General features: G+C 63.3%; 23 protein-coding genes. 11 read left to right on the top strand and 12 right to left on the bottom strand.

Annotated elements, in window-relative coordinates; all coding sequences use genetic code 11:
• Positions 1–35: 35 nt before the first annotated feature.
• A complete protein-coding gene (locus tag AC0L3E_RS17620) occupies positions 36–626 on the top strand; it encodes a hypothetical protein (protein WP_128308225.1) in 591 nt (196 codons plus the stop codon).
• A gap of 17 nt (positions 627–643) precedes the next feature.
• On the opposite strand, the gene AC0L3E_RS17615 is transcribed toward AC0L3E_RS17620, so the two are convergent.
• On the bottom strand, positions 644–1,747 hold the full coding sequence (locus AC0L3E_RS17615) for an NAD(P)/FAD-dependent oxidoreductase (protein ID WP_473605269.1): 1,104 nt from the start codon (positions 1,745–1,747) through the stop codon (positions 644–646).
• Between the two features lie 103 nt (positions 1,748–1,850).
• On the opposite strand from AC0L3E_RS17615, the gene AC0L3E_RS17610 reads away from it, so the two are divergent.
• Together AC0L3E_RS17610 and AC0L3E_RS17605 are read left to right on the top strand one after the other, a co-directional pair.
• A complete protein-coding gene (locus AC0L3E_RS17610) occupies positions 1,851–3,101 on the top strand; it encodes a cytochrome P450 (RefSeq protein ID WP_473605268.1) in 1,251 nt (416 codons plus the stop codon).
• A 64-nt stretch (positions 3,102–3,165) separates the two neighbouring features.
• Positions 3,166–3,882, top strand: a complete 717-nt coding sequence (locus AC0L3E_RS17605) for a transporter substrate-binding domain-containing protein (RefSeq protein WP_473605351.1) — start codon at positions 3,166–3,168, stop codon at positions 3,880–3,882.
• A gap of 91 nt (positions 3,883–3,973) precedes the next feature.
• On the opposite strand, the gene AC0L3E_RS17600 is transcribed toward AC0L3E_RS17605, so the two are convergent.
• From AC0L3E_RS17600 to AC0L3E_RS17570, 7 genes are all read right to left on the bottom strand, one after another.
• Positions 3,974–4,324, bottom strand: coding sequence for a cupin domain-containing protein (locus tag AC0L3E_RS17600; protein ID WP_292563070.1), 351 nt, complete (start codon positions 4,322–4,324; stop codon positions 3,974–3,976).
• 6 nt (positions 4,325–4,330) lie between these two features.
• On the bottom strand, positions 4,331–5,611 hold the full coding sequence (locus AC0L3E_RS17595) for an O-acetylhomoserine aminocarboxypropyltransferase (RefSeq protein ID WP_127269928.1): 1,281 nt from the start codon (positions 5,609–5,611) through the stop codon (positions 4,331–4,333).
• Between the two features lie 225 nt (positions 5,612–5,836).
• On the bottom strand, positions 5,837–6,358 hold the full coding sequence (locus tag AC0L3E_RS17590; RefSeq protein ID WP_128289644.1) for a CoA-binding protein: 522 nt from the start codon (positions 6,356–6,358) through the stop codon (positions 5,837–5,839).
• On the bottom strand, positions 6,345–7,109 hold the full coding sequence (locus AC0L3E_RS17585; RefSeq protein WP_473605267.1) for a GNAT family N-acetyltransferase: 765 nt from the start codon (positions 7,107–7,109) through the stop codon (positions 6,345–6,347). Before AC0L3E_RS17585 ends, AC0L3E_RS17590 begins: the two co-directional genes overlap by 14 nt.
• Positions 7,106–7,882 carry an AAA family ATPase gene (locus AC0L3E_RS17580; protein WP_256748232.1) on the bottom strand — a complete coding sequence of 259 codons (777 nt, stop codon included), beginning with the start codon at positions 7,880–7,882 and terminating at the stop codon, positions 7,106–7,108. Before AC0L3E_RS17580 ends, AC0L3E_RS17585 begins: the two co-directional genes overlap by 4 nt.
• A complete protein-coding gene (locus tag AC0L3E_RS17575) occupies positions 7,882–8,304 on the bottom strand; it encodes a VOC family protein (RefSeq protein ID WP_292563075.1) in 423 nt (140 codons plus the stop codon). Before AC0L3E_RS17575 ends, AC0L3E_RS17580 begins: the two co-directional genes overlap by 1 nt.
• 10 nt (positions 8,305–8,314) lie before the next feature.
• Positions 8,315–9,136, bottom strand: a complete 822-nt coding sequence (locus tag AC0L3E_RS17570; protein ID WP_127810681.1) for an enoyl-CoA hydratase — start codon at positions 9,134–9,136, stop codon at positions 8,315–8,317.
• A 149-nt stretch (positions 9,137–9,285) separates the two neighbouring features.
• On the opposite strand from AC0L3E_RS17570, the gene AC0L3E_RS17565 reads away from it, so the two are divergent.
• The 3 genes from AC0L3E_RS17565 (at position 9,286) to rpsI (ending at position 10,914) form a co-directional block, all read left to right on the top strand.
• Complete coding sequence (locus tag AC0L3E_RS17565; RefSeq protein WP_473605266.1) at positions 9,286–9,750, top strand: PaaI family thioesterase; 465 nt, start codon at positions 9,286–9,288, stop codon at positions 9,748–9,750.
• A gap of 215 nt (positions 9,751–9,965) precedes the next feature.
• Positions 9,966–10,430: a 50S ribosomal protein L13 gene (gene rplM, locus AC0L3E_RS17560; protein WP_013532205.1), complete on the top strand. Its 465-nt coding sequence runs from the start codon at positions 9,966–9,968 to the stop codon at positions 10,428–10,430.
• Position 10,431: 1 nt separating this feature from the next.
• Positions 10,432–10,914, top strand: a complete 483-nt coding sequence (rpsI, locus tag AC0L3E_RS17555) for a 30S ribosomal protein S9 (protein ID WP_023810272.1) — start codon at positions 10,432–10,434, stop codon at positions 10,912–10,914.
• A gap of 197 nt (positions 10,915–11,111) precedes the next feature.
• On the opposite strand, the gene AC0L3E_RS17550 is transcribed toward rpsI, so the two are convergent.
• Positions 11,112–12,011, bottom strand: a complete 900-nt coding sequence (locus tag AC0L3E_RS17550) for a LysR family transcriptional regulator (RefSeq protein ID WP_127268566.1) — start codon at positions 12,009–12,011, stop codon at positions 11,112–11,114.
• Positions 12,012–12,102: 91 nt separating this feature from the next.
• On the opposite strand from AC0L3E_RS17550, the gene AC0L3E_RS17545 reads away from it, so the two are divergent.
• The gene (locus AC0L3E_RS17545; protein ID WP_473605265.1) at positions 12,103–12,990 is read left to right on the top strand and encodes an aldo/keto reductase family oxidoreductase; all 888 of its coding nucleotides are present in this window, start codon (positions 12,103–12,105) and stop codon (positions 12,988–12,990) included.
• 179 nt (positions 12,991–13,169) lie between these two features.
• Here AC0L3E_RS17545 and AC0L3E_RS17540 read toward each other — a convergent pair whose 3' ends face one another.
• Positions 13,170–14,228 carry a glycerophosphodiester phosphodiesterase family protein gene (locus AC0L3E_RS17540; protein ID WP_473605263.1) on the bottom strand — a complete coding sequence of 353 codons (1,059 nt, stop codon included), beginning with the start codon at positions 14,226–14,228 and terminating at the stop codon, positions 13,170–13,172.
• Between the two features lie 97 nt (positions 14,229–14,325).
• Complete coding sequence (locus tag AC0L3E_RS17535; protein WP_473605262.1) at positions 14,326–15,534, bottom strand: acyltransferase family protein; 1,209 nt, start codon at positions 15,532–15,534, stop codon at positions 14,326–14,328.
• A gap of 123 nt (positions 15,535–15,657) precedes the next feature.
• On the opposite strand from AC0L3E_RS17535, the gene speB reads away from it, so the two are divergent.
• Genes speB through AC0L3E_RS17520 form a run of 3 tightly spaced genes read left to right on the top strand, consistent with a single transcriptional unit; the run spans position 15,658 to position 18,461 of the window.
• The gene (gene speB / locus AC0L3E_RS17530) at positions 15,658–16,665 is read left to right on the top strand and encodes an agmatinase (protein ID WP_023810267.1); all 1,008 of its coding nucleotides are present in this window, start codon (positions 15,658–15,660) and stop codon (positions 16,663–16,665) included.
• A gap of 30 nt (positions 16,666–16,695) precedes the next feature.
• Positions 16,696–17,622, top strand: a complete 927-nt coding sequence (gene argC / locus AC0L3E_RS17525) for an N-acetyl-gamma-glutamyl-phosphate reductase (protein ID WP_473605261.1) — start codon at positions 16,696–16,698, stop codon at positions 17,620–17,622.
• Positions 17,619–18,461, top strand: a complete 843-nt coding sequence (locus AC0L3E_RS17520; protein ID WP_473605350.1) for an aminoglycoside phosphotransferase family protein — start codon at positions 17,619–17,621, stop codon at positions 18,459–18,461. The genes argC and AC0L3E_RS17520 overlap by 4 nt, the downstream gene beginning before the upstream one ends.
• A gap of 26 nt (positions 18,462–18,487) precedes the next feature.
• On the opposite strand, the gene AC0L3E_RS17515 is transcribed toward AC0L3E_RS17520, so the two are convergent.
• Positions 18,488–19,579, bottom strand: a complete 1,092-nt coding sequence (locus AC0L3E_RS17515; protein ID WP_473605259.1) for a COX15/CtaA family protein — start codon at positions 19,577–19,579, stop codon at positions 18,488–18,490.
• A gap of 198 nt (positions 19,580–19,777) precedes the next feature.
• Here AC0L3E_RS17515 and AC0L3E_RS17510 point away from each other — a divergent pair, with 198 nt between their 5' ends.
• Positions 19,778–19,993 (top strand): DUF2842 domain-containing protein, encoded by a 216-nt coding sequence (locus AC0L3E_RS17510; protein WP_023810263.1) that lies wholly within the window; start codon positions 19,778–19,780, stop codon positions 19,991–19,993.
• The last annotated feature ends 13 nt before the right edge of the window (positions 19,994–20,006 follow it).

The following is a 20,006-nucleotide window of genomic DNA, read 5'->3' as shown; positions in this document are numbered from 1 at the left end:
TGAACTTATGCGTAGAGTTCAACAGGGGAAGTGTCATGCCCGGGAAAACCGCATGCTTCATCATCGCCGGGCTGACCATGCTCGGCACGATTTCGCAGACGGCGGCCGGCGGCCGCGCCGTCGAATGTTATGAGCCGGTCCGCAGTCCGGCCGTCTACGACACGGTCTATGAAGACGTGATGATCAGTCCGCCCGGTCAGCAGGTCGACTATATCGCCCCTATCTATGGCACGCGCGAGCGCGTCGTGATGACCGTTCCGGCGCAAGTGACCTACCAGATCGTGCCGGCCGTCACCCGCACGGTCTACCGTACGGTCCGAATCGATGGCGGCGGCTATTCCTGGGAATGGCGCGTCATCCATGGCCGCAAAGTGCTGTGCAAGGTCTGGCACAAGGCGCGCTACGAACGTGTTGCCAAAACCGTGGTGATCCAGCCCGAACGCACGCGGCGCGTGGTCATCCCCGCACAATACGACAGGATCGCCCAGGAGGTGCTGGTGCGGCCGGAGCAAAGGCGCATCATCGATGTTCCCGCCTCCTACCAGACCGTCGCGCGTCGTGTGCTGGTTCGCGAGGGTTCATCGGGCTGGCGGCGGGTGCATATTCCCAGGCATTGCCAGAATTAGGTCACCCCCGGCGGCGCTCAGGCGACCTCCGCCCGCAGCCATGCCTTCAAGCCGGCAATATCCCCATCGCCGACAGCAGCGGCAACGCGCCTGCCGACCGCCGCGCCGAACTTGTAGCCGTGGCCGGAGCATGCCGAGACAACAAGGCATTTGCCCTTTTCATGCGCCATGAATTTTTCGTCTGATGTGAAAGTGTAGGCGCAGGTGACGACCTCGGTCACACGATACTCCGCGATGCGGTCGATCGGCGGCGAAAACAGGTTGCGGATCGCCTCGCCCTCGCCCGCCACCGGCTGACGGTTCCAATCGGCGTCGCTGGTCGGCACCCTGTGCAGCCCGGACCCGAATTTCATGCCGGCGCCGCCGGAGGGCGGGATCACATAGCCGTCGATCGCGCCGCCGACATCGAGGACGACCGGTGCCGCCTGCCAGGCCGCCTCGAGGTCGGCCGGCGGTTCGACATAGGCAAGTGCGGTTCGATAGGTCTTCAGCTCGCCGTCCAGCTCCGGAAACAGTTTTAGCACCCAGGCGCCGGCGGCGACAACGATGCGGTCGGCCTGCATGGTCTCACCGCTTTCGAGCACGATGTGGCCGGCTTCGGCGTCGACTTCGACGACCTTGCTATTTTCGTAGACATTGGCGCCGTTGGCGCGCAGCCACTTTGCCAGGCCGGACGCGATCTTGCGGCAATGCAGGGCGCCGCCTTCGGTTGAGAAATAGGCGTAGCGAAACGACCCGGCTTCCAGAAACGGCCAGCGCATCACGGCTGCATCCGGCTCCAGCAATTCGAACGGAAAATTGCCTTCTTCCAGACCCTCGCGATATTCCTCGGCCTCGTCGCCCGGCTCGCGCGAAATGCAGACAAATCCTCTGGGATCGAGGTGGCTTTCGCCGAGATCGGCCCACATCTCGTCCCAGGCCTGGTAGGCTTCGGTGATCAGCCGGCCATAGCCGGTCCCCGCGCGGTAGGCGCGGCGGATGATGCGATGATGGTCGCCCGACGCGGCCATCGGGTTTGGGATCGGCCCTTGCTCGACGATCGAAACGCCGTGGCCGGCCTTAACCAGCGACCACGCCGTCGAGAGACCGGCAATACCCGCACCGACAACGATCACCTTCATCAAATCAGACTTTCCGCAGCCGGTCGGCTGGCTCAACATATTGGATTGCGGGCGCCAACATACGGTCTGGAACCAGGCTGGCAAGCCGCGCTATTGGTCTGGCATGAGCAAATTGACGCCTACCGCCCTGGCCTTTGATCCAGCCACTCGACATCTGCGGCTCGACCCGCACGAGCCGGCCTTTTTTCAAGACCCTTATGATGCCTATGCTTTCCTGCACGGCGTATCGAATGCATTCTTCTGGGAAGAATTCGGCTTCTGGTGCTTTGGCGGTTTCGACGACGTCAACCGGCTGCTGCGCGATCGCCGCTTCGGCCGGCAGAACCCGGCCGGCACTCCAGACAGCCGCGGCATTGGACAGGACCGCAGCCATCTCAAGGCCTTCGACGGCGTCGAAGCCAATTCGATGCTGGAACTGGAGCCGCCGGTGCACACGCGGCTGAGAACACTGGTCAACCGCGCCTTCGTCTCGCGCCAGGTCGAACGGCTGCGGCCGCGTGTCGAGGCTTTGGCCAACGAGTTGATCGACCGTTTCGAACCAGGCAAGACGGTCGACCTGTTGCCTGCTTTCGCGGCGCCCTTGCCGATCACCATCATTGCCGAAATGCTCGGCGTCCCGGTCGAAATGGGGCCGCAACTGCTCGACTGGTCGCACCAGATGGTTGCCATGTACATGCATGGCCGCACACGCGCGATCGAAGAGACGGCCAACCGCGCCGCCCGCGAATTTGCCGATTTCCTGCGAGGCTACGTCACCCAGCGACGCCGGAATCCCGGCGACGACCTTTTGTCGCTGCTGATCTCGGCGCAGGAGGACGGTGAGAGGCTGTCGGAGGACGAGATGGTGTCCTCGGCGATCCTGCTGCTCAATGCCGGCCATGAAGCGACCGTGCATCAGACCGGCAATGCCGTCCGCTCGATCCTTTTGCAAGGCGGCGATGTCAGCCGCTTCTTCGGTTCGCCCGAGGCGACCGCGGCAACGGTCGAGGAATGCCTGCGCTTCGACGCGCCGCTGCACATGTTCGCGCGCTATGCCTATCAGGAGATCGAGGTCGCGCCCGGCATCGTCGTGCAGCCGGGCCAGACGATCGGGCTGCTGCTGGGCATGGCCAATCATGACCCACGCGCCTTCGCCGATCCCCTCGCCTTCCGGCCCGACCGTGCCGACCAGAAGAACGTCTCCTTCGGCGCCGGTATCCATTTCTGCATCGGCGCGCCGCTCGCCCGGCTCGAATTGCAGGTGTCGCTGAAAACCTTGTTCGAACGGCATCCGAAGCTGCATCTTGCCGAAGAGGCGCGCTTCCGCGACACTTACCACTTCCATGGGCTGGAAACGCTCGCCGTCGGCCTCTGACGGCCACAAGCCGGGGCTACCTCAGACTGTCCCGGGGAAATAGGATGGCGCCGGCTTGCCTGACATGACTGAATTGAAATTCGCCTTCCTGGAAGAGCCGCCATTCTGCTTTGCAGGTGCATTGGGCGAGGTCTCAGGCTGTGACGTCGAGCTTGCGCGCAGGCTCGGTGACATGCTCGGATTGGCGAGCTTTAAGCCGATCGAAACCGAATTCGCTGAACTGCTGCCGGGATTGGTCGAGGGCCGTTGGACCATGACGACCGGCCTGTTCGTCTCCGAAGAGCGCAGGCAGCTTGTCGACTTTACACGGCCGATCTGGGCGCTGCAGGACGGGTTGCTGGTCGCGAAACACAATCCGCGTGGCTTTCGCGGCTACCAATCCATTGCCGAGGACCGGACAGTGTTGATTGGTGTCATAACCGATCAGGTTCAGCATCTTACGGCGTTGCACAACGGAATCGCATCCGAGCAGGTCAGGACGTTTGCAACGCAGGCGGATGCGGCGGACGCAGTGGCCAGCGGCGCGGTGCACGCCTACGCCAGCGTTGCGATGGCGCATCGAGGTTATCTGGCGCAGCGGCCCGATATGCCGCTTGGGCTTGTCGAGGTTCCCCCGGTTGAAAAGCAGCCGTCGGCCGGTGCCTTCGCGATCGGCAAAGGCAATTCAGCCCTGCTCCGGCGCATCGATGCTTGCCTCGATGAATTGGTGGGCAGCGACTGGCACCGGCGGATGATGGCGCGTTACGGATTCTCGGACAGCGATATCGATCGCATCGTCTGATCAGCGTCGATGCCTAAAACGCGACGCGCTTTAGGCCCTTGTTTCTATGCATGTCGTTCTCCCAAAACCGGGCCACTTTGGGCGACATGCATCAGAGCTTGATCACATACTCCTTGCGAGTCGTTTCAAGCACTTCCCAGCTGCCTTTGAAGCCGGGCCTGAGCACGAAGCTGTCGCCGGCCTTGACGGTGCGTGCCTGCCCGCCGTCTTCCGCGATCACCGACAGGCCGGACAGGATGTGGCAGAACTCCCATTCGTCATAGACGATGCGCCATTTGCCCGGGGTCGATTCCCAGATGCCGGCGTAAAGGCCGCCGTCGCGCTCCTCGACATTCCAGGTGCGGAATTTGGGATCGCCCGAGATCAGCCGATCCGGCGCCGGCGCGCCCTGTTCGGCGTCGACAGTGTCGACGCCGATGGCAAGAAATTTTGACTCGCTCATGATCGGTCAGACCTTGGCTAGCGCCTGTTCGAGGTCGGCGACGATGTCGTTGACGTCCTCGATGCCGATGGAAAGCCGCACCGTGTCCGGTCCTGCGCCGGCCTTGACCTTCTGCTCGTCGGAAAGCTGGCGGTGCGTGGTTGAAGCCGGGTGGATGACCAGCGACTTGGTGTCGCCGACATTGGCCAGGTGCGAGAACAGCTCGAGCGCCTCGACGAATTTCACGCCGGCGTCATAGCCGCCCTTGAGAGCGAAGGTGAACACGGCACCGGCGCCCTGCGGCGAGTATTTCTTCTGCAGCGCATTGTTCTTGTCGGTCGGCAGGCCTGGATAGTTCACCGACGCGACCTTGGGATGGTTGGACAGCCAGGCGGCAACGGTGACGGCATTGTCGCAATGGCGCTGCATGCGCAGCGGCAGGGTTTCCAGGCCGGTCAAGATGAGGAAGGCGTTGAAGGGCGAGATCGCCGGCCCGAGATCGCGCAGGCCGAGCACGCGCGCGGCAATGGCGAAGGCGAAATTGCCGAAGGTTTCGTGCAGGACGAGGCCGCCATATTCGGGGCGCGGTTCCGACAGCATCGGGTATTTGCCCGACTTCGACCAGTCGAAGGTGCCGCCGTCGACGATGGCGCCACCGATCGAATTGCCGTGGCCACCGATGAACTTGGTCAGCGAATGGACGACGATGTCGGCGCCATGCTCGATCGGCCGGATCAGGTAGGGCGAAGCCAGCGTGTTGTCGACGATCAGCGGCAGGCCATGCTTGCGCGCGATGTCGCCGATCTTCTCGATATCGACGAAGGTGCCGCCCGGATTGGCCAGGCTCTCGATGAAGATCGCCTTGGTCCTGTCGTCGATCTGGCTCTCGAAGGTCGAGATGTCGTTGGTGTCGGCCCAGCGCACCTCCCAGCCATAATTCTTGAAGGCATGGCCGAACTGGTTGATCGAACCGCCATAAAGCTTGTTGGCGGCAACGAAATTGTCGCCCGGCTGCATCAGATTGTGGAATACGATCACCTGCGCGGCGTGGCCGGAAGCGACCGCGAGTGCCGCCGTGCCGCCTTCGAGGGCCGCCATGCGCTCTTCCAGCACCGCCTGCGTCGGATTCATGATGCGGGTGTAGATGTTGCCGAAGGCCTTGAGCCCGAACAGCGACGCGGCATGGTCGGCATCGTCGAAGACGAAGGAGGTCGTCTGGTAGATCGGCGTGGCACGCGCGCCGGTCGCTGGATCGGGCTTGGCACCGGCATGGACGGCGAGCGTGTTGAAACCTGGCGTGCGGGTCACTGAAAACCTCCCTTTTGAAACTCTTGAAATCGCCGGGCATTCTTGGCGAAGCATGAGCGCGAATGCAAAGAAGAAAATGCCCTTCGGCGAACGATCTGCGGCCGAGGCCCGAGAAAATGCACTGGGCTAAGGAATAATTTTGCGCCCAAGGCGCATTGCGCATCAGGCCTTGCTTTTGGTGCACGTCGTTATCCCAAAACCGCCGCGCACTTTTAGCGACGTGTCCTACTTCTGGCGCACGCCAAAACTCTGGAATCCCGACCGCATCAGCGGCTTCTTCGACGACAGCACGCCGGAATTGACGCCGGTCCAGCCGATCTCGCCGGACAGCTTGCCGTATTCGATTTTGGGGCAGCGGTTCATCACCACCTTGATGCCCACCGCCTCGGCGCGCGCGGCGGCCTCGTCATGGCGAACGCCAAGCTGCATCCAGATGACTTTCGGCAAGGGATCGAGACGCAACGCCTCGTCGACGATGCCGGGCACCGCCGCCGGCGCGCGAAAGACATCGACCATGTCGATCGGCTCGGGAATATCGGCGAGCCTCGCATAGGTCATCCGGCCGAGGATCTCCTTGCCGGCCTGGCCAGGATTGATCGGAAACACCGAAAATCCCTTGGCCAGCAGATATTTCAGCACGAAATAGCTTGGCCGCACATCGTTGGCGGACGCGCCGACCATGGCGATGGTCTTCACCGAATTGAGGATGCCGGCGATGTAGGTGTTGTCGTAGCTATCGTGGTTCATGCGGCTTCCTGCGGTAGTGGTATCGGTAAAGTTCACGGCTGAACCCAAGCGAGGCATAGAGAGCGCGAGCCGGCGTGTTGTCGACCACCACCTGCAAGCATGCGGCGTGAACCCCTGCCCGCCGCGCCCAGCCGATGAGGCCGCCGACAGTCTTGCGGCCCAGACCTTGCTGCCTGAAACGGCAATCGGTTTCAACCGATTCCACCACAAGCAGGCCATTGCGGATGACGCCATAGGCCAAGGCGGCAATTTCGCTGTCGCGTTCACAGGATACGAACGCCCGGTCGCCGACGATCAGCCCGGTCATCTCGCGAAAGATGCGGCACTCGGCGTCGTCAAAGGTCCCCATGCGGAACCGCGCCGCGAGCCAGTCCTCGCCCGGCACTTTCGAAACGGTGACCTGCTCATCGCGGACTTCAGCCAGGTCGCCGATCCCGGCATGGAGATGGATCGTGCCGCCTTCCGGCTGGTATCCGCGATGGTCGAGTATGGCTTCGAGCTCGCCGGCGATGTCGGGAACCCGAAACAAGGGCGTCTGGCCGTGGCCGATGTAGAAGGACTCGGCGGCGCCGATGACAGCATCCGGCGCGCCACGCTGGCCGCGCAAGGGATTGGCCGAATTGGTGCGCCGAATCCGTCCGCCCGATCGCCGCAGGAGCCAGCCATCAAAGACCGCCCCGGTCGCCGCCGGCCAGCCTTCGCGGCATGCCTGCTCGACGCGCCAGTTGAGATCATCGTCGCCGGCGCTCACGCGTCATCCTCCCGCAGCGCTTCCTCCATGAACGCCTGCGGATCGGTACAGAAGTCGCGCATCATGCGAAAATGATCGGTATCGCTGAAATCGGTCGGGTCGAGCCCGAAGCGGCTGATGCGGAACAGCCGCGCGCCGGGACAAGCCATCAGCAGCGGCGAATGCGTCGCCATGATCACTTGCGCGGTGCCCGACTGGTCCATGCGCCGCAGCATCTTGAGCAGCTCGATCTGTCGCGTCGGCGACAGTGCGCTCTCGGGTTCGTCAAGGATGTAGATGCCCTGCCTGCGGCAGCGCTCCTCGAAAAATCGGATAAAGCCCTCGCCATGCGACCAGGACAGGAAGTCCGGCGGCGCCCCGCCAGACTCCAGCGCTGCCTGATCGAGATAGCGGGCCACGGAGTAGAAGGATTCGGCGCGAAAGAACCAGCCGGCGGTGACTTTCGGCAGCCAGTGACCACGGAATGCGTTGGCCAACGCAGCACCACTCTTGTCGATAGCGCTGGAATGGTCGACTGGCATATATCCCTTGCCGCCGCCGGCTTCGTCATAGCCGGCCAGTGCGCCGATCGCCTCGAGCAGCGTCGATTTGCCGGTGCCGTTCTCGCCGACAATGATGGTGATCGGCGTGGCGAATTCGAGTTCGAACTCATGGCCGCGAAACAGCGGCAGGTTCCAGGGATATTTCTCCCAGTCCGCCACGCGCTCGGCGTCCAGCAGGATGCGCTTCAGATAGGGAGCCTTTAGCCGCGTCAGCTGCTTGCGATGGGCCATCAGCCAGGTAGCGAAATCGTGCCGTCTTCCGCGATCGGAAAGGCAGGATTGTGCGCCACTTCCCAGACATGCCCGTCGGCGTCGGCGAAATAGCCGTACCAGCCGCCCCAAAAGGCCCGGCCGGCCGGCTTGACGATGCGGCCGCCGGCTTTTTCCGCCCTGGCGAGCACGTCGTCGACTTCGGCGTCGGAACGAGTGTTGTAGGCGAGGTAGACCGCCGATGGCGCCGCGGCGAAGGCGATGCCGGAATCCTCTTCTGCGCTGGCGCGCGGGAACAGGCCGAGGATGACGCCGCCCATCTGGAAGAAGGCGACCCCGTCGGTGATGCCGGCATGCCGCTTCAAGCCCATCTCTTCGTAGAAGCGCATGGCGCGGTCTAGATCATCGGTAGCAATGGTGATGATGGAGATGCGCGGTTCCATGACGTTCTCCTTACTCGTCCTTCCATTCCGGCTTGCGCTTGCCGATGAAGGCGCCGATGCCCTCCTCCGCGTCGCGCGCAAGCATGTTCTCGACCATGATCCGGCCGGTATAGGCATAGGCGTCCGCGAGGCCCATTTCAGCCTGGGCGTAAAAGGCTTCCTTGCCGGTCTTGACCACCAAAGATGATTTGGAAGCAATGGTTTGCGCGTATTTGGTGACGATCTGATTCAGGTATTCGCGCGGCACAACGCGGTTGACCAGGCCGAACTCCTTGGCGGTCGCCGCATCGATCGTCTCTCCGGTCAGCAGCATCTCCATGGCATGCTTGCGCGAAACGTTGCGCGACAGCGCCACCATCGGCGTCGAGCAGAACAGCCCGATATTGACGCCCGGCGTGCAGAAGGTAGCCTCATGTGAGGCGATCGCCAGATCGCAGCTGGCGACCAGTTGCAGCCCGGCGGCGGTGGCCAGGCCGTCGACTTCCGCGATGACAGGCAAGGGATGGCGCACGATGGCCTGCATCAGCGTCGCACAAGCGGCAAACGTCTCTGCGAAGAAGGTCTTGCCATGATCGGCGTCAGTGCGGCGCGCCGTCATTTCCTTGAGATCATGGCCGGCGCAGAACACCTTGCCGGCCGCCGACAAAACGATGACGCGAACGGCCTTGTCGGCCTTGGCGCGCTCGAGTTCGGCCGTCAGCGCCGCCATCACCGCCAGCGACAGCGCGTTGGCTGGCGGATTGGCGAGCGTCAGGCGCAGCACGCCCTTGTCCAGTTGTGCAACAACCGGACCTTCAACGGCGGCAGGCTTGATGGCAAGGATTTCGGCCATGGATAAGGTCTCCGCGATTCCGCCTGGGCTGCCAGAGTATCTAATACCGGATCAGGTTTCGTCCAACACCGATCGCTTGCGCCAGGGGACGAAGGTTGTCAGAAATGCCGCGCCGCGCCCATACAGGTCGGCCAAAACGAGAGACCGACATGCCCGCCCAAACCAATTTGAAGCCGGTTCTGACCGCGCAACAAGTCAATGCGCTGATGGAGACCGTCTATCCGCAGCTCAACGAGCAGTTCAAATATTTCGAGGCGATCGACGTGTTCCCCGGCGGCTGCACCGTGCGGCTCAACGCCGGCGAGCGGCACTTGCGTCCGGGCGGCACGGTGTCCGGCCCTTCGCTGTTCACGCTGGCCGACATTGGCGGCTACGTCTGCGTGCTCAGCCATGCCGGGCCGGATGCGCTTTCCGTTACCGTCAACCTCGACATCAATTTCGTGCGCAAGGCCGAGGCCGGACCGATCGACGGCCACTGCCGCATCCTGAAGCTGGGCAAGAGCCTGATGGTGTTCGACATCGACATCGTTGCCGGCCCGGACGGGCACACGGTGGCGCACGCCGCCGGCACCTATTCGATCCCGCCGAAGCGGAATGGCGATGTGGTAAAATAATACCTTTCACTTAACTTATTGTTTTCGCCGCATTTTGTCAGATATTCTCCTTTTCGCGCGCCTTGACGCGATCACCACCCTCGCCTATAAGCCCTCACGAAGCAGCGGCCCGCAAAGGCCGCCGTTTTGTTATTGGCGGCGGACAGCGTCCTTCCGACAATCCAAGCAACAAGAAACGCCTTCTTTTATGAAGGTCAGAACCGAGAGCAGAAAACATGACAACCTTTTCGCAGAAGCCTGCGGATGTGGTGAAGAAGTGGATCCTGATCGACGCCGAAGGTCTCGTCGTCGGTCGTCTGGCCACTGTCATCGCCAATCATCTTCGCGGCAAGCACAAGCCGACCTTCACCCCGCATGTCGACGACGGCGACAACGTCATTGTCATCAATGCCGACAAGGTGGTGTTCACCGGCAAGAAGTTCACCGACAAGGTCTATTACTGGCACACCGGCCACCCAGGCGGCATCAAGGAGCGCACCGCGCGCCAGCTGCTCGAGGGTCGTTTCCCCGAGCGTGTCGTCGAGAAGGCCGTTGAGCGCATGGTCCCACGTGGCCCGCTCGGCCGTCGCCAGATGAAGAACCTGCGCGTCTATGCAGGTGCCGAGCATCCGCACGTCGCACAGCAGCCCGTCGTGCTCGACGTGGCCAAGCTGAACGCCAAGAACAAGAAGGTCGCATAAGATGGCTGAGCTTTCCTCGCTCGCAGAACTGGGCGCCGCCACCGGCAACACCAATACCCAGCCGGCAGCCCCCGTCCACGTCCAGAAGCTCGACAAGTCGGGCCGCGCCTATGCCACCGGCAAGCGCAAGAACGCCATTGCGCGCGTCTGGGTGAAGCCGGGTTCCGGCAAGATCATCGTCAACGACAAGGAATTCGCGACCTATTTCGCGCGTCCGGTCCTGCAGATGATCCTCAACCAGCCGATCATCGCCTCCAACCGCGCCGGCCAGTACGACATCGTCGCGACCGTTGTCGGCGGCGGTCTCTCCGGCCAGGCTGGCGCCGTGCGTCACGGCATCTCCAAGGCGCTGACCTATTACGAGCCGACGCTGCGCGCCGTGCTCAAGAAGGGCGGCTTCCTGACCCGCGACAGCCGCGTCGTCGAGCGCAAGAAGTACGGCAAGGCGAAAGCCCGTCGTTCGTTCCAGTTCTCGAAGCGCTAAGCACTTCGCAGCTTCAGACAATCGAAAAGGCCGCCTCCCGGGCGGCCTTTTTGTTTGCGGCTCGGCAGTCACCCCACCCGCGCCTGCGGCGCGACCTCCCCATTAAGGGGAGGTAGAAGAGCGCGACGCCCTACCTCCCCTCGATGGGGAGGTCGGCGCGTAGCGCCGGGTGGGGTGAAGGCGCCGGCATAAACAGGTCAGGCCTTGCCGCCCTTGATATAGTCGATGAACGCCCGCAGCGGGGCCGGCACCAGCCGCCGGCCGGGATAATAGAGGAACGGTCCGGGAAAACTCGGCCACCACGGTTCGAGAATGGGCTCAAGCGCGCCGCTTTCGAAGTAGGGGCGAAGCCAGCCCTCGAAGAGGCCGATGATGCCGGTGCCGGCGATGGCCGCATCGACGGCAAGATCGGTCGCGCCGCCGATCCGCACGATCAGCGGCCCTGTCGGATCGACCCGCACCACCTCACCGTCGCGCTCGAACTCCCAAGGCAGCATCGCACCGCTGGCAAAGCGCCCGCGCACGCAAGAGTGGCCAAGCAGGTCGCTCGGGTGTTGCGGCCGCCCATGACGAGCAAGATAGGCAGGGCTGGCAGCGGTGGCGAAGCGCTGCACGCGCGGTCCGATCGGCACCGCGATCATGTCCTGCTCCAGCCGCTCGTCATAGCGGATGCCGGCGTCACACCCGGCCGCCAGCACATCGACAAAGTTCTCATCGGCGATCACTTCCAGACGGATGCCGGGATAGGCGGCGAGGAAACCCGGCACGATATCGGGCAAGATCAACCGCGCGGCGCTGACCGGCACATTGAGACGCAGCGAGCCCGCCGGCCTGTCGCGAAAGCCGTTCACCACGTCCAGCGCCGCCTCCACCTCCGACAGCGCCGGGCCGAGCCGCTCCAGAAGGCTAAGGCCCGCCTCGGTGGGTACAACGCTGCGCGTCGTGCGATTGAACAGCCTGACGCCAAGCTGCGCTTCTAGGCGACGCACCGCCTCACTCAAGCCGGAGGCGCTGCCGCCGCTCGCACGCGCGCCATCGCGAAAACCGCCGGCGCGCGCCACCGCCACGAAGGCGTTCAGGTCACTGAGGTCCATCATTGTTCGCCATTCCGCACGGCCTGTGTGGATTGTACCGGATTATCACGAGGTTGGGCAGCGCCTATCTCTGCCTCCTCAAAGGAGATCAATCATGTCCAATATCCAACAATCCGGCACCTTCGCCCCCGCCACCTTCAAGCTTGGCAGTCATACCGTGAAGCGGCTCGGATACGGTGCCATGCAGCTCGCCGGGCCCGGCGTGTTCGGGCCGCCCAAGGACCATGACGCGGCATTGGCCGTGCTGCGCGAGGCGATTGCGCAGGGGATCGACCATATCGATACCAGCGACTTCTACGGCCCGCACGTCACCAACCGGCTGATCCGCGAAGCGCTGGCGCCCTACCCTGACGATCTCGTCATCGTCACCAAGATCGGCGCGCGGCGCGGGGCCGATGGCTCCTGGCTGCCGGCTTTCTCTCCCGAGGCGCTGACCCTGGCGGTGCACGACAATCTAAGCAATCTTGGGCTCGATGTGCTCGACGTCGTCAACCTGCGCATCATGTTCGATACCCATGGCCCCGCCGAGGGATCGATCGAAGCGCCGCTCACCGTCCTGGCCGGGCTTCAGCAAAAAGGTTTGGTCAGGCATATCGGGCTGAGCAACGTGACGCCGGCGCAGATCGCCGAAGGGCGCCGTATCGCCGAGATCGTCTGCGTGCAGAATCAGTACAATCTTGCGCATCGCGGCGACGACGCCCTGATCGACGACCTTGCCCGCGACGGCATCGCCTATGTGCCGTTCTTCCCGCTCGGCGGCTTCAACCCGCTGCAATCCTCCACCCTGTCGGACGTCGCAACACGCCTCGGCGCCACGCCAATGCAGGTTGCGCTCGCCTGGCTGCTGCGCCGCGCGCCCAACATCCTGCTGATTCCCGGCACATCGTCGGTCGGACATTTGCGGGAAAACCTCGCTGCGGGCGAACTGGAGCTTTCGGATGATGTGCTTCAGGAGTTGGATGGGATGGCGATAGCGGCTTGAAGCTAGCCAATCTCCCCCCTTGAGGGGGAGATGTCGCCAAAGGCGACAGAGGGGGTCGGCACGACCGGGCGCGACCTCCTGCGGCAGATGAAGGTTGGCGCTCTGTGCGCGGCGACCCCCTCTGGCCTGCCGGCCATCTCCCCCTCAAGGGGGGAGATCGCTGTTCCAGCGGCGAGCCTCTAATTGATGCTCGCCGTATTCGCCGGCTCAACCGGCCGCTCCCCATCTGTATAAGACACGCGAAAACCATTCGCAGCCAGCCAATCGATGGCTGCCTTCGGCTCGTCCGTCTGGATGATTGTGGCGCCGCGATCGGCCCAAAAACCCCAGACTTCGCGCGGCAGGCTGGCCTGCACCGCCAGTTCGTCGCCGCGGCCGCCGGCCAGGAAGCCGCCCGGCTTGTTGGCGATGGCGTAGGTGTCGGCCCAGATGTGCCAGTTGCCCCTGACCGCGGCCGCGCGCATGCGCGTGCTGAACAACGGCCCGCCGGTCTCGGTCAGCGTCTCGGCGCCTGCCCGCCAGTTGATCAGCTCGATTGCGCGCGGCGAAAAGGCATGGCCGACCGTCCGGGCGAAGCCGGCATCACGCACCGCGTCATCGGCGATGATCGGCATGAACTGGAAGCCGCCGCCGATAGCGGTCATTGCCGCCTGGACCGTGGTGATCCGGTTCTGGTTCCACAAATTCTCCTTGACGATAACCTGCTCGGCCATGCCGAGATCGCGAGCCACCGCGATCATGCCCGAGAGGTCGCCGACGTCGAGCTTGTTGTCGAGGTTGATGAGGATCCTGTCCCTGGTCGCCATCAGCATCTCGCGCAGCGTCGAGACTGTTTCACCCGTCACCGCACCGGTGCCTTCGACCACCAGCTTGCAGCTCTTGAGTTCGGCCAGCGTGCGCTTGACCACCTCGCCTTTGCAGGTGGTGGTACGGTCGAGCCAGCTGTCATGCATGACAACGAACTCACCGTCCTTCGAGCGCCTGATATCGACCTCGACGATTTCTGCACCCATGGCGATCGACCCCTCCACGGCGGCGATCGAATTTTCCGCGTAGAGCGTCTTGCCCGCCTGCATGCTGCCGGCGCGATGCGCGACCACCATGATGTGGTCGCGCCACTGGTTGGCGTGCTCGAAGCGATCAAGAATCTGCCTGGCGCGGGTCTCGCCGGCCAATGACTGACCAGAAAAGGCCGCAAGTGCCGAGGAACACAGAAGGCTCAGCCAGATGGTCCGCATCGAGAATCGCTCCTTGCCGGATCGAGATCGGGATAAGCGACCCTCGTGACATCCAGGTGAACGAAGCCGGCTAGCGGTTGTTCGCGGGGAGTGCGCGTCAGATGCGTTTCGAGAGCCGGCGGAACCACGCCATGGCCGGCATCTCGACAAAACGCCAGGTGATCCAGGAGGCGGCAATGGTGGCCGCGAGCATGACGACGATCGCCAATGCTCCCGTCCAGCCGGCGCCGAAGCCGGTGGCAGGCTGGCCGCGCAGCATGAAATCGCCCATCAGGCCGAGGCCGAGCTTGCGCTCGACGAGCCCGGCGATGTTGATCAGGCGCGCCTGGACGAAAATGTGGACCATGTAGATCGAGTAAGACAGCGCGCCGAGCGTCAACATGAAAGGGGTTCTCAGCAGGGCGCTGATCCAGCCGCCCTCATGGGCGAACAGGAACAGCGCCAGCGCGAACACCAGGGGTGCCGCGATGCCGAAATCATTGCCGCCCGCCAGCGAGACGAAAAGCACGATGACGGTCACCATGACGATTTCGGCAAGGGTCCAGTCCATCCGCGGGCCGCTCCTGGCGAGGGCCTGTCGCGCCCCTGCAATGGAATCATGCTGAAACCAGGCCAGCAAGGCGCCGAGCGAGAAGCCGTACAGGCAACGGATGAAGCCGAAATCGAAGGACACATCCATATGATGATTCGAGAAGCCGAGCAGGAACAGCGGCGCGGTGACGGCGGCGGCGACGAACCATATCCAGGCGCGCGCACCGGCGACGAAGACCACGCCGGCAAACAGGAGATAGGCGAAGAACTCGGCCGAAATGCTCCAGCTTGGCGCATTCCAGGTCAATTGATCCTCGAAACCGACACCCTGGAGCAGAAGAAGATTGGCAAGCAGGCTGCCGAGGTCGAAGCCTCCGCTGAAGGGGGCAGCCCCGGTGCCGTGCAATTGCGGCAGCATCAGCCGCAGCAACTCGAAGCCGGCGAAGGCGGCAAGCATGAGCAGATGCAGCGGGTAGATGCGGCCGAAACGGACCAGTGCGAAGCGCGCGACCTGTTCCGGCTGGTTCAGCCGATCGCCGTAGCTGCTGGCGATGACGAAACCGGAAAGGACGAAGAAAAAATCGACGAACAGGTAGGACGAACCGATGAAGGCGCTTTGCGAAATCGTCGAAGCGGTCGGAAAGTGAAACAGCGCCACCAGAAGCGCGCAGATGCCGCGCCACGAATCGAGCACCAGGAAGCGTTCGCCGGCGACCGTGCCGGTGCGGGCCGACGCCACGACACGGGTGGGGTTGAGAAACGCGGTCTGCGTCATGATGATACAATCCTGTCTTGCCGTGGCACTCGGGCAGCGCCATTCCGTCTCGCCAAGCTGTGACTGGCATCTTCCGTGCCGGTTCTGTAGTTGTTGCACCCCGATGAAAAACGAGGATCCGTAATGGCGAACAACAACATCGACAACGCCTTCACCGCCCGTTCCAAAACGGGCGCCGCGTTCGAGCCGACCTATTCCGGCGCGCTGTCGTTCATGCGCCGCAAATACACAAAAGACGTGAAGGGCGCGGACGCGGTGGTGTGGGGTATTCCCTTCGATGCCGCCGTCACCAACCGGCCGGGCGCCCGCTTCGGGCCGCAGGCGATCCGCCGCGCCTCGGCGATCCTCGATAACGACCCGCAATATCCGTTCTCACGCGATTTGTTCGAGCATCTGGCGGTGGTCGACTATGGCGATTGCCTGCTCGATTCAGGCAATCACCAGAAGACACCCGGCACGATCGAACGTGAAGCGGCCAAGATCCTGAAGTCCGGCGCCTTCCTGCTGACGCTCGGCGGCGATCATTTCGTCACCTGGCCGCTGCTCAAGGCGCATGCCGCCATCCATGGTCCGCTCGCCTTGGTGCAGTTCGACGCCCATCAGGACACCTGGCCGGACGACGGCAAGCGCATCGACCACGGATCCTTCGTCGGCCGTGCCGTCAAGGAAGGCATCATCGACCCCGACCGCTCGATCCAGATCGGCATCCGCACCCATGCACCCGACACGTTCGGCATCAAGATCCTCCATGGCCATGAAATCGAGGAGATGCGGGCGTCCGATATCGCCTACGCCATCGTCGACCGCACCGGCGGCAAGAAGACCTACCTCACCTTCGACATCGACTGCCTCGATCCGGCCTACGCGCCTGGCACAGGCACGCCAGTTGCCGGCGGGCCGTCCTCGGCGAAGATCCTGTCGACGCTGCGCCAACTCAACCAGATCGATATTGTCGGTGCCGACGTCGTAGAGGTTGCGCCGGCCTATGATCACGCCGATATAACGGCGATCGCCGGCTCTATGGTGGCCATGCAATATCTCGGCCTGCTGGCTGAGCGAAAGGCCCGGCTTGAAGAGTTGAACAACGGCAACCACAATGGTGCCGCAGTGATTCAAGGGCAGGGCATATAATCTTGAAATATCAGGGAATTTGATCAACCCATGAAACCGAAAATCTTCATCGACGGCGAACACGGCACCACCGGCCTGCAGATCAGGGCGCTGCTTGCCGAGCGCAGTGATCTGGAGATCATTTCCATCCCGACCGAACGCCGCAAGGAAACGGCGGCGCGCGCCGAGTTTCTCAACGCCGCCGATGTCGCGATCCTGTGCCTGCCTGACGACGCGGCGAAGGAAAGCGTCTCGCTGATCGCCAACGACACCACCAAGGTCATCGATGCGTCGACCGCGCATCGCGTGGCGGAAGGCTGGGCGTATGGTTTCGCCGAGATGGACAAGGACCAGGCAAAGGCGATCGCCTCGGCAAAACGCGTCGCCAACCCAGGCTGCTGGCCGCAGGGACCGATCGCCACGCTACGGCCGCTGGTCACGTCAGGCCTGCTGCCGGCGGATTTCCCGATCACCGTCAACGGCATTTCGGGCTATTCGGGCGGCGGACGGCCGATGATCGAGGACTATGTCGCCAAGGGCGAGGAAGCCTCGGAATTCCTGCCCTACGGCCTCACGCTTCAGCACAAGCACGTGCCGGAATTGAGGGCCTATGCCAGGCTGTCGCATGATCCGATCATGCAGCCGGCGGTCGGCAATTTCGCGCAAGGCATGATCACCGTCGTGCCGTTGCAGCTTGGCGGCCTCGACCATGTGCCGACCGGTGCGGAGCTGCATGCGGCGATTGCCGACCATTTCGCCGCCATCAAGGGCGGCGTGGTCGAAGTGGCGCCCTATGCGCATTCGGAGCGCATGCCGGAGATCGATCCCGAGGTCTACAACGGCACCAACCGGATGAAGGTCTATGTCTTTGCCAATGACAAACGGGCGCAGGCCCTGCTGCTGGCGGTCTATGACAATCTTGGCAAGGGTGCCTCCGGTGCCGCCGTGCAGAACATGGACCTGATGCTCGGCCTCTGATGGACACGCCAGCCTTTCCGGCGCGCTGGAAAGTCAGCGCGCCCGAACTCATTGCCGAGACCTTTTCGAGCCGCATCTGGAAGGTTTTGCGCGAAGACGGGTCGCCGGCGATCGTCAAGGCGCTCAAGCCTTTCGACGATGTCGCCGACGAGTTGCGCGGCGAACATTATCTCGCCTGGCGGCGCGGCGAAGGCGCGGTGCGCCTGCTCGGCCGCGACGGCCACAGCATGCTGCTGGAATATGCCGGTGAAACGCTGCTTCAGCAAGTTCTCGACGAACAGGGCGACTTTGTAGCGACCGCAATTGCGGCCGAGGTGATGGCGAAGCTGTTTTCACAGGGGAAAGACCCCTTCCCGCCCGAACTTCAGCCGCTCCGGGAACGCTTCGCCAGCCTGCTCAACAAGGCAAATGCCGATCGCGACGCCGGCCATGAGAGCCTCTATGTCGAGGCCGCCACTATTGCCGACCGGCTGCTGGCCGATCCGCACGATATCAGGCCTCTGCATGGCGACCTGCATCACGAGAATATCCTGCACGGACCGCGCGGCTGGCTGGCTATCGATCCGAAGGGCGTTCTCGGCGACCCTGGCTTCGACGCCGCGAACATGCTCTACAACCCGCTCGACCGGGATGACCTTTGCCTCGATCCGGAGCGGATCGCGCATATGGCCGAAATTTTTGCCAAAACGCTGGGCCAGACACCGGCTGCTATCCTCGATCATGCCATTGCCTATGGGTGCCTGTCGGCATCCTGGCATCATGAGGACGACAATGCGGTCGAGGAGAACCGCGAATTGTCGGTCGTCAAGGCGATCCGGGCGGTACGGGCAAGCTTCTGATCCGGACCCGGTAGATCAGCTCGGGATCAGCCCCTGAGCGCTATTCCCGCCGGCAAGGGATAAGCACCTTTGGTGCCGCGCCAATGGGCGGCTGCAAACCCCAGGACGATCAGCGCAAATCCCTGATGGGTCAGCGCCATATGCAGCGGCACATGCATCAGCAGCGTGCCGATGCCGATCGAGGCCTGCACCAGCACAGCCCCAAACAGCAGCGTCGCGCGGCGCGCATGTGTCGAGCCAGGCAGCCGCCGGCGCGTGGCGATCATGTGCCACAAGGCCACGACGAATACCGTGTAAGCGCCAAGCCGATGGACGAACTGCACCGTCTTCGGGCTCTCGAAGAAGTTGCGCCATGCCGGCTCGAGGATCAGCAGATCGCCAGGGATGATCTTGCCGTCCATCAACGGCCAGGTGTTGTAGCTCAGGCCCGCATCGAGCCCGGCGACCAGGCCGCCGAGATAGATCTGGATCAGCGCCAGCAGCACGATGAACCCGGCCAGCCTCTGCGTCGACCGATCGGCGGCGGGTTCGGAATGCGGCGCCAATCCTCGCGCGACCACCATGGTGGCGGTGAAGATCAGCGCGGCGAGTGTCAAGTGGGTCGCCAGCCGGTATTGGCTGACGGAGACGCGGTCGACCAGGCCGGAGGCCACCATCCACCAGCCGATGGCGCCTTGCAGGCCGCCGAGCAGGAGAATGCCCACCAGCTTCGCTCCCAGGCCGCGCTCGATGCGGCGCGTCGCCCAGAAGAACAGCAGCGGCAAGGCAAAGACCAGGCCGACGCTGCGCGCCAGGATGCGGTGCGCCCATTCCCACCAGAAGATCGACTTGAACGCCTCAATGCTCATGCCCTTGTTGAGCTCGGCATATTGCGGGATCTGCTGATAGAGCTGGAATTCCTCTTGCCACTCGGCATCGTTGAGCGGCGGGATCACGCCATGGATCGGCTTCCACTGCGTTATCGACAGGCCGGAATCGGTGAGCCTGGTGGCGCCGCCGACCAGCACCAGCGCAAACAGCACCAGAAGCACCACATAGAGCCAGCCGCGCAGCAGCGCCCGGTTATGCAGGTCGCGGTCGCGGGCGACGTATGGCGCGGCAGCTGATATGGCAGCCATGATCTTGTCCCGGCAGGTTGATTTGGCGGATTGGTGGACCATCGCACCCGTGCTGGCAAGACCATACGGCGCGGCACGCCGTCGCGCCGCGTCTCACCGGTTGCACAGTCTCGCCTCAAGGCCTATGCGAGGCCAATACCCTTTGAGCCGGCCAGGCCGCCTGTGCGAATTCCGGCATGCTCGATCAGGAGACCAACCATGCCCCTGCGCCTGAAAAAGCTGATCGGAATGTTTCTGCTGGTGGCGCTGGTCATCGTCTATGCGCTGGTCGCATCGATCTTCGCGGTCGCCCGGCTCTCGGAGTCGGGTCCGTGGGTGCATTTCCTTTTTTTCCTGCTCAGCGGCCTGCTCTGGGTGCTGCCGGCAATGGGCATCATCAAATGGTTGATGCTGGAGCCGAGGGCCAAGCGATAGGCGAAACCGCCAG

The organism is Mesorhizobium sp. WSM4822, from assembly GCF_055811155.1.
The sequence above is the reverse complement of the archived record's forward strand: the minus strand, read 5'-3'. Positions and strand labels throughout refer to the sequence as shown.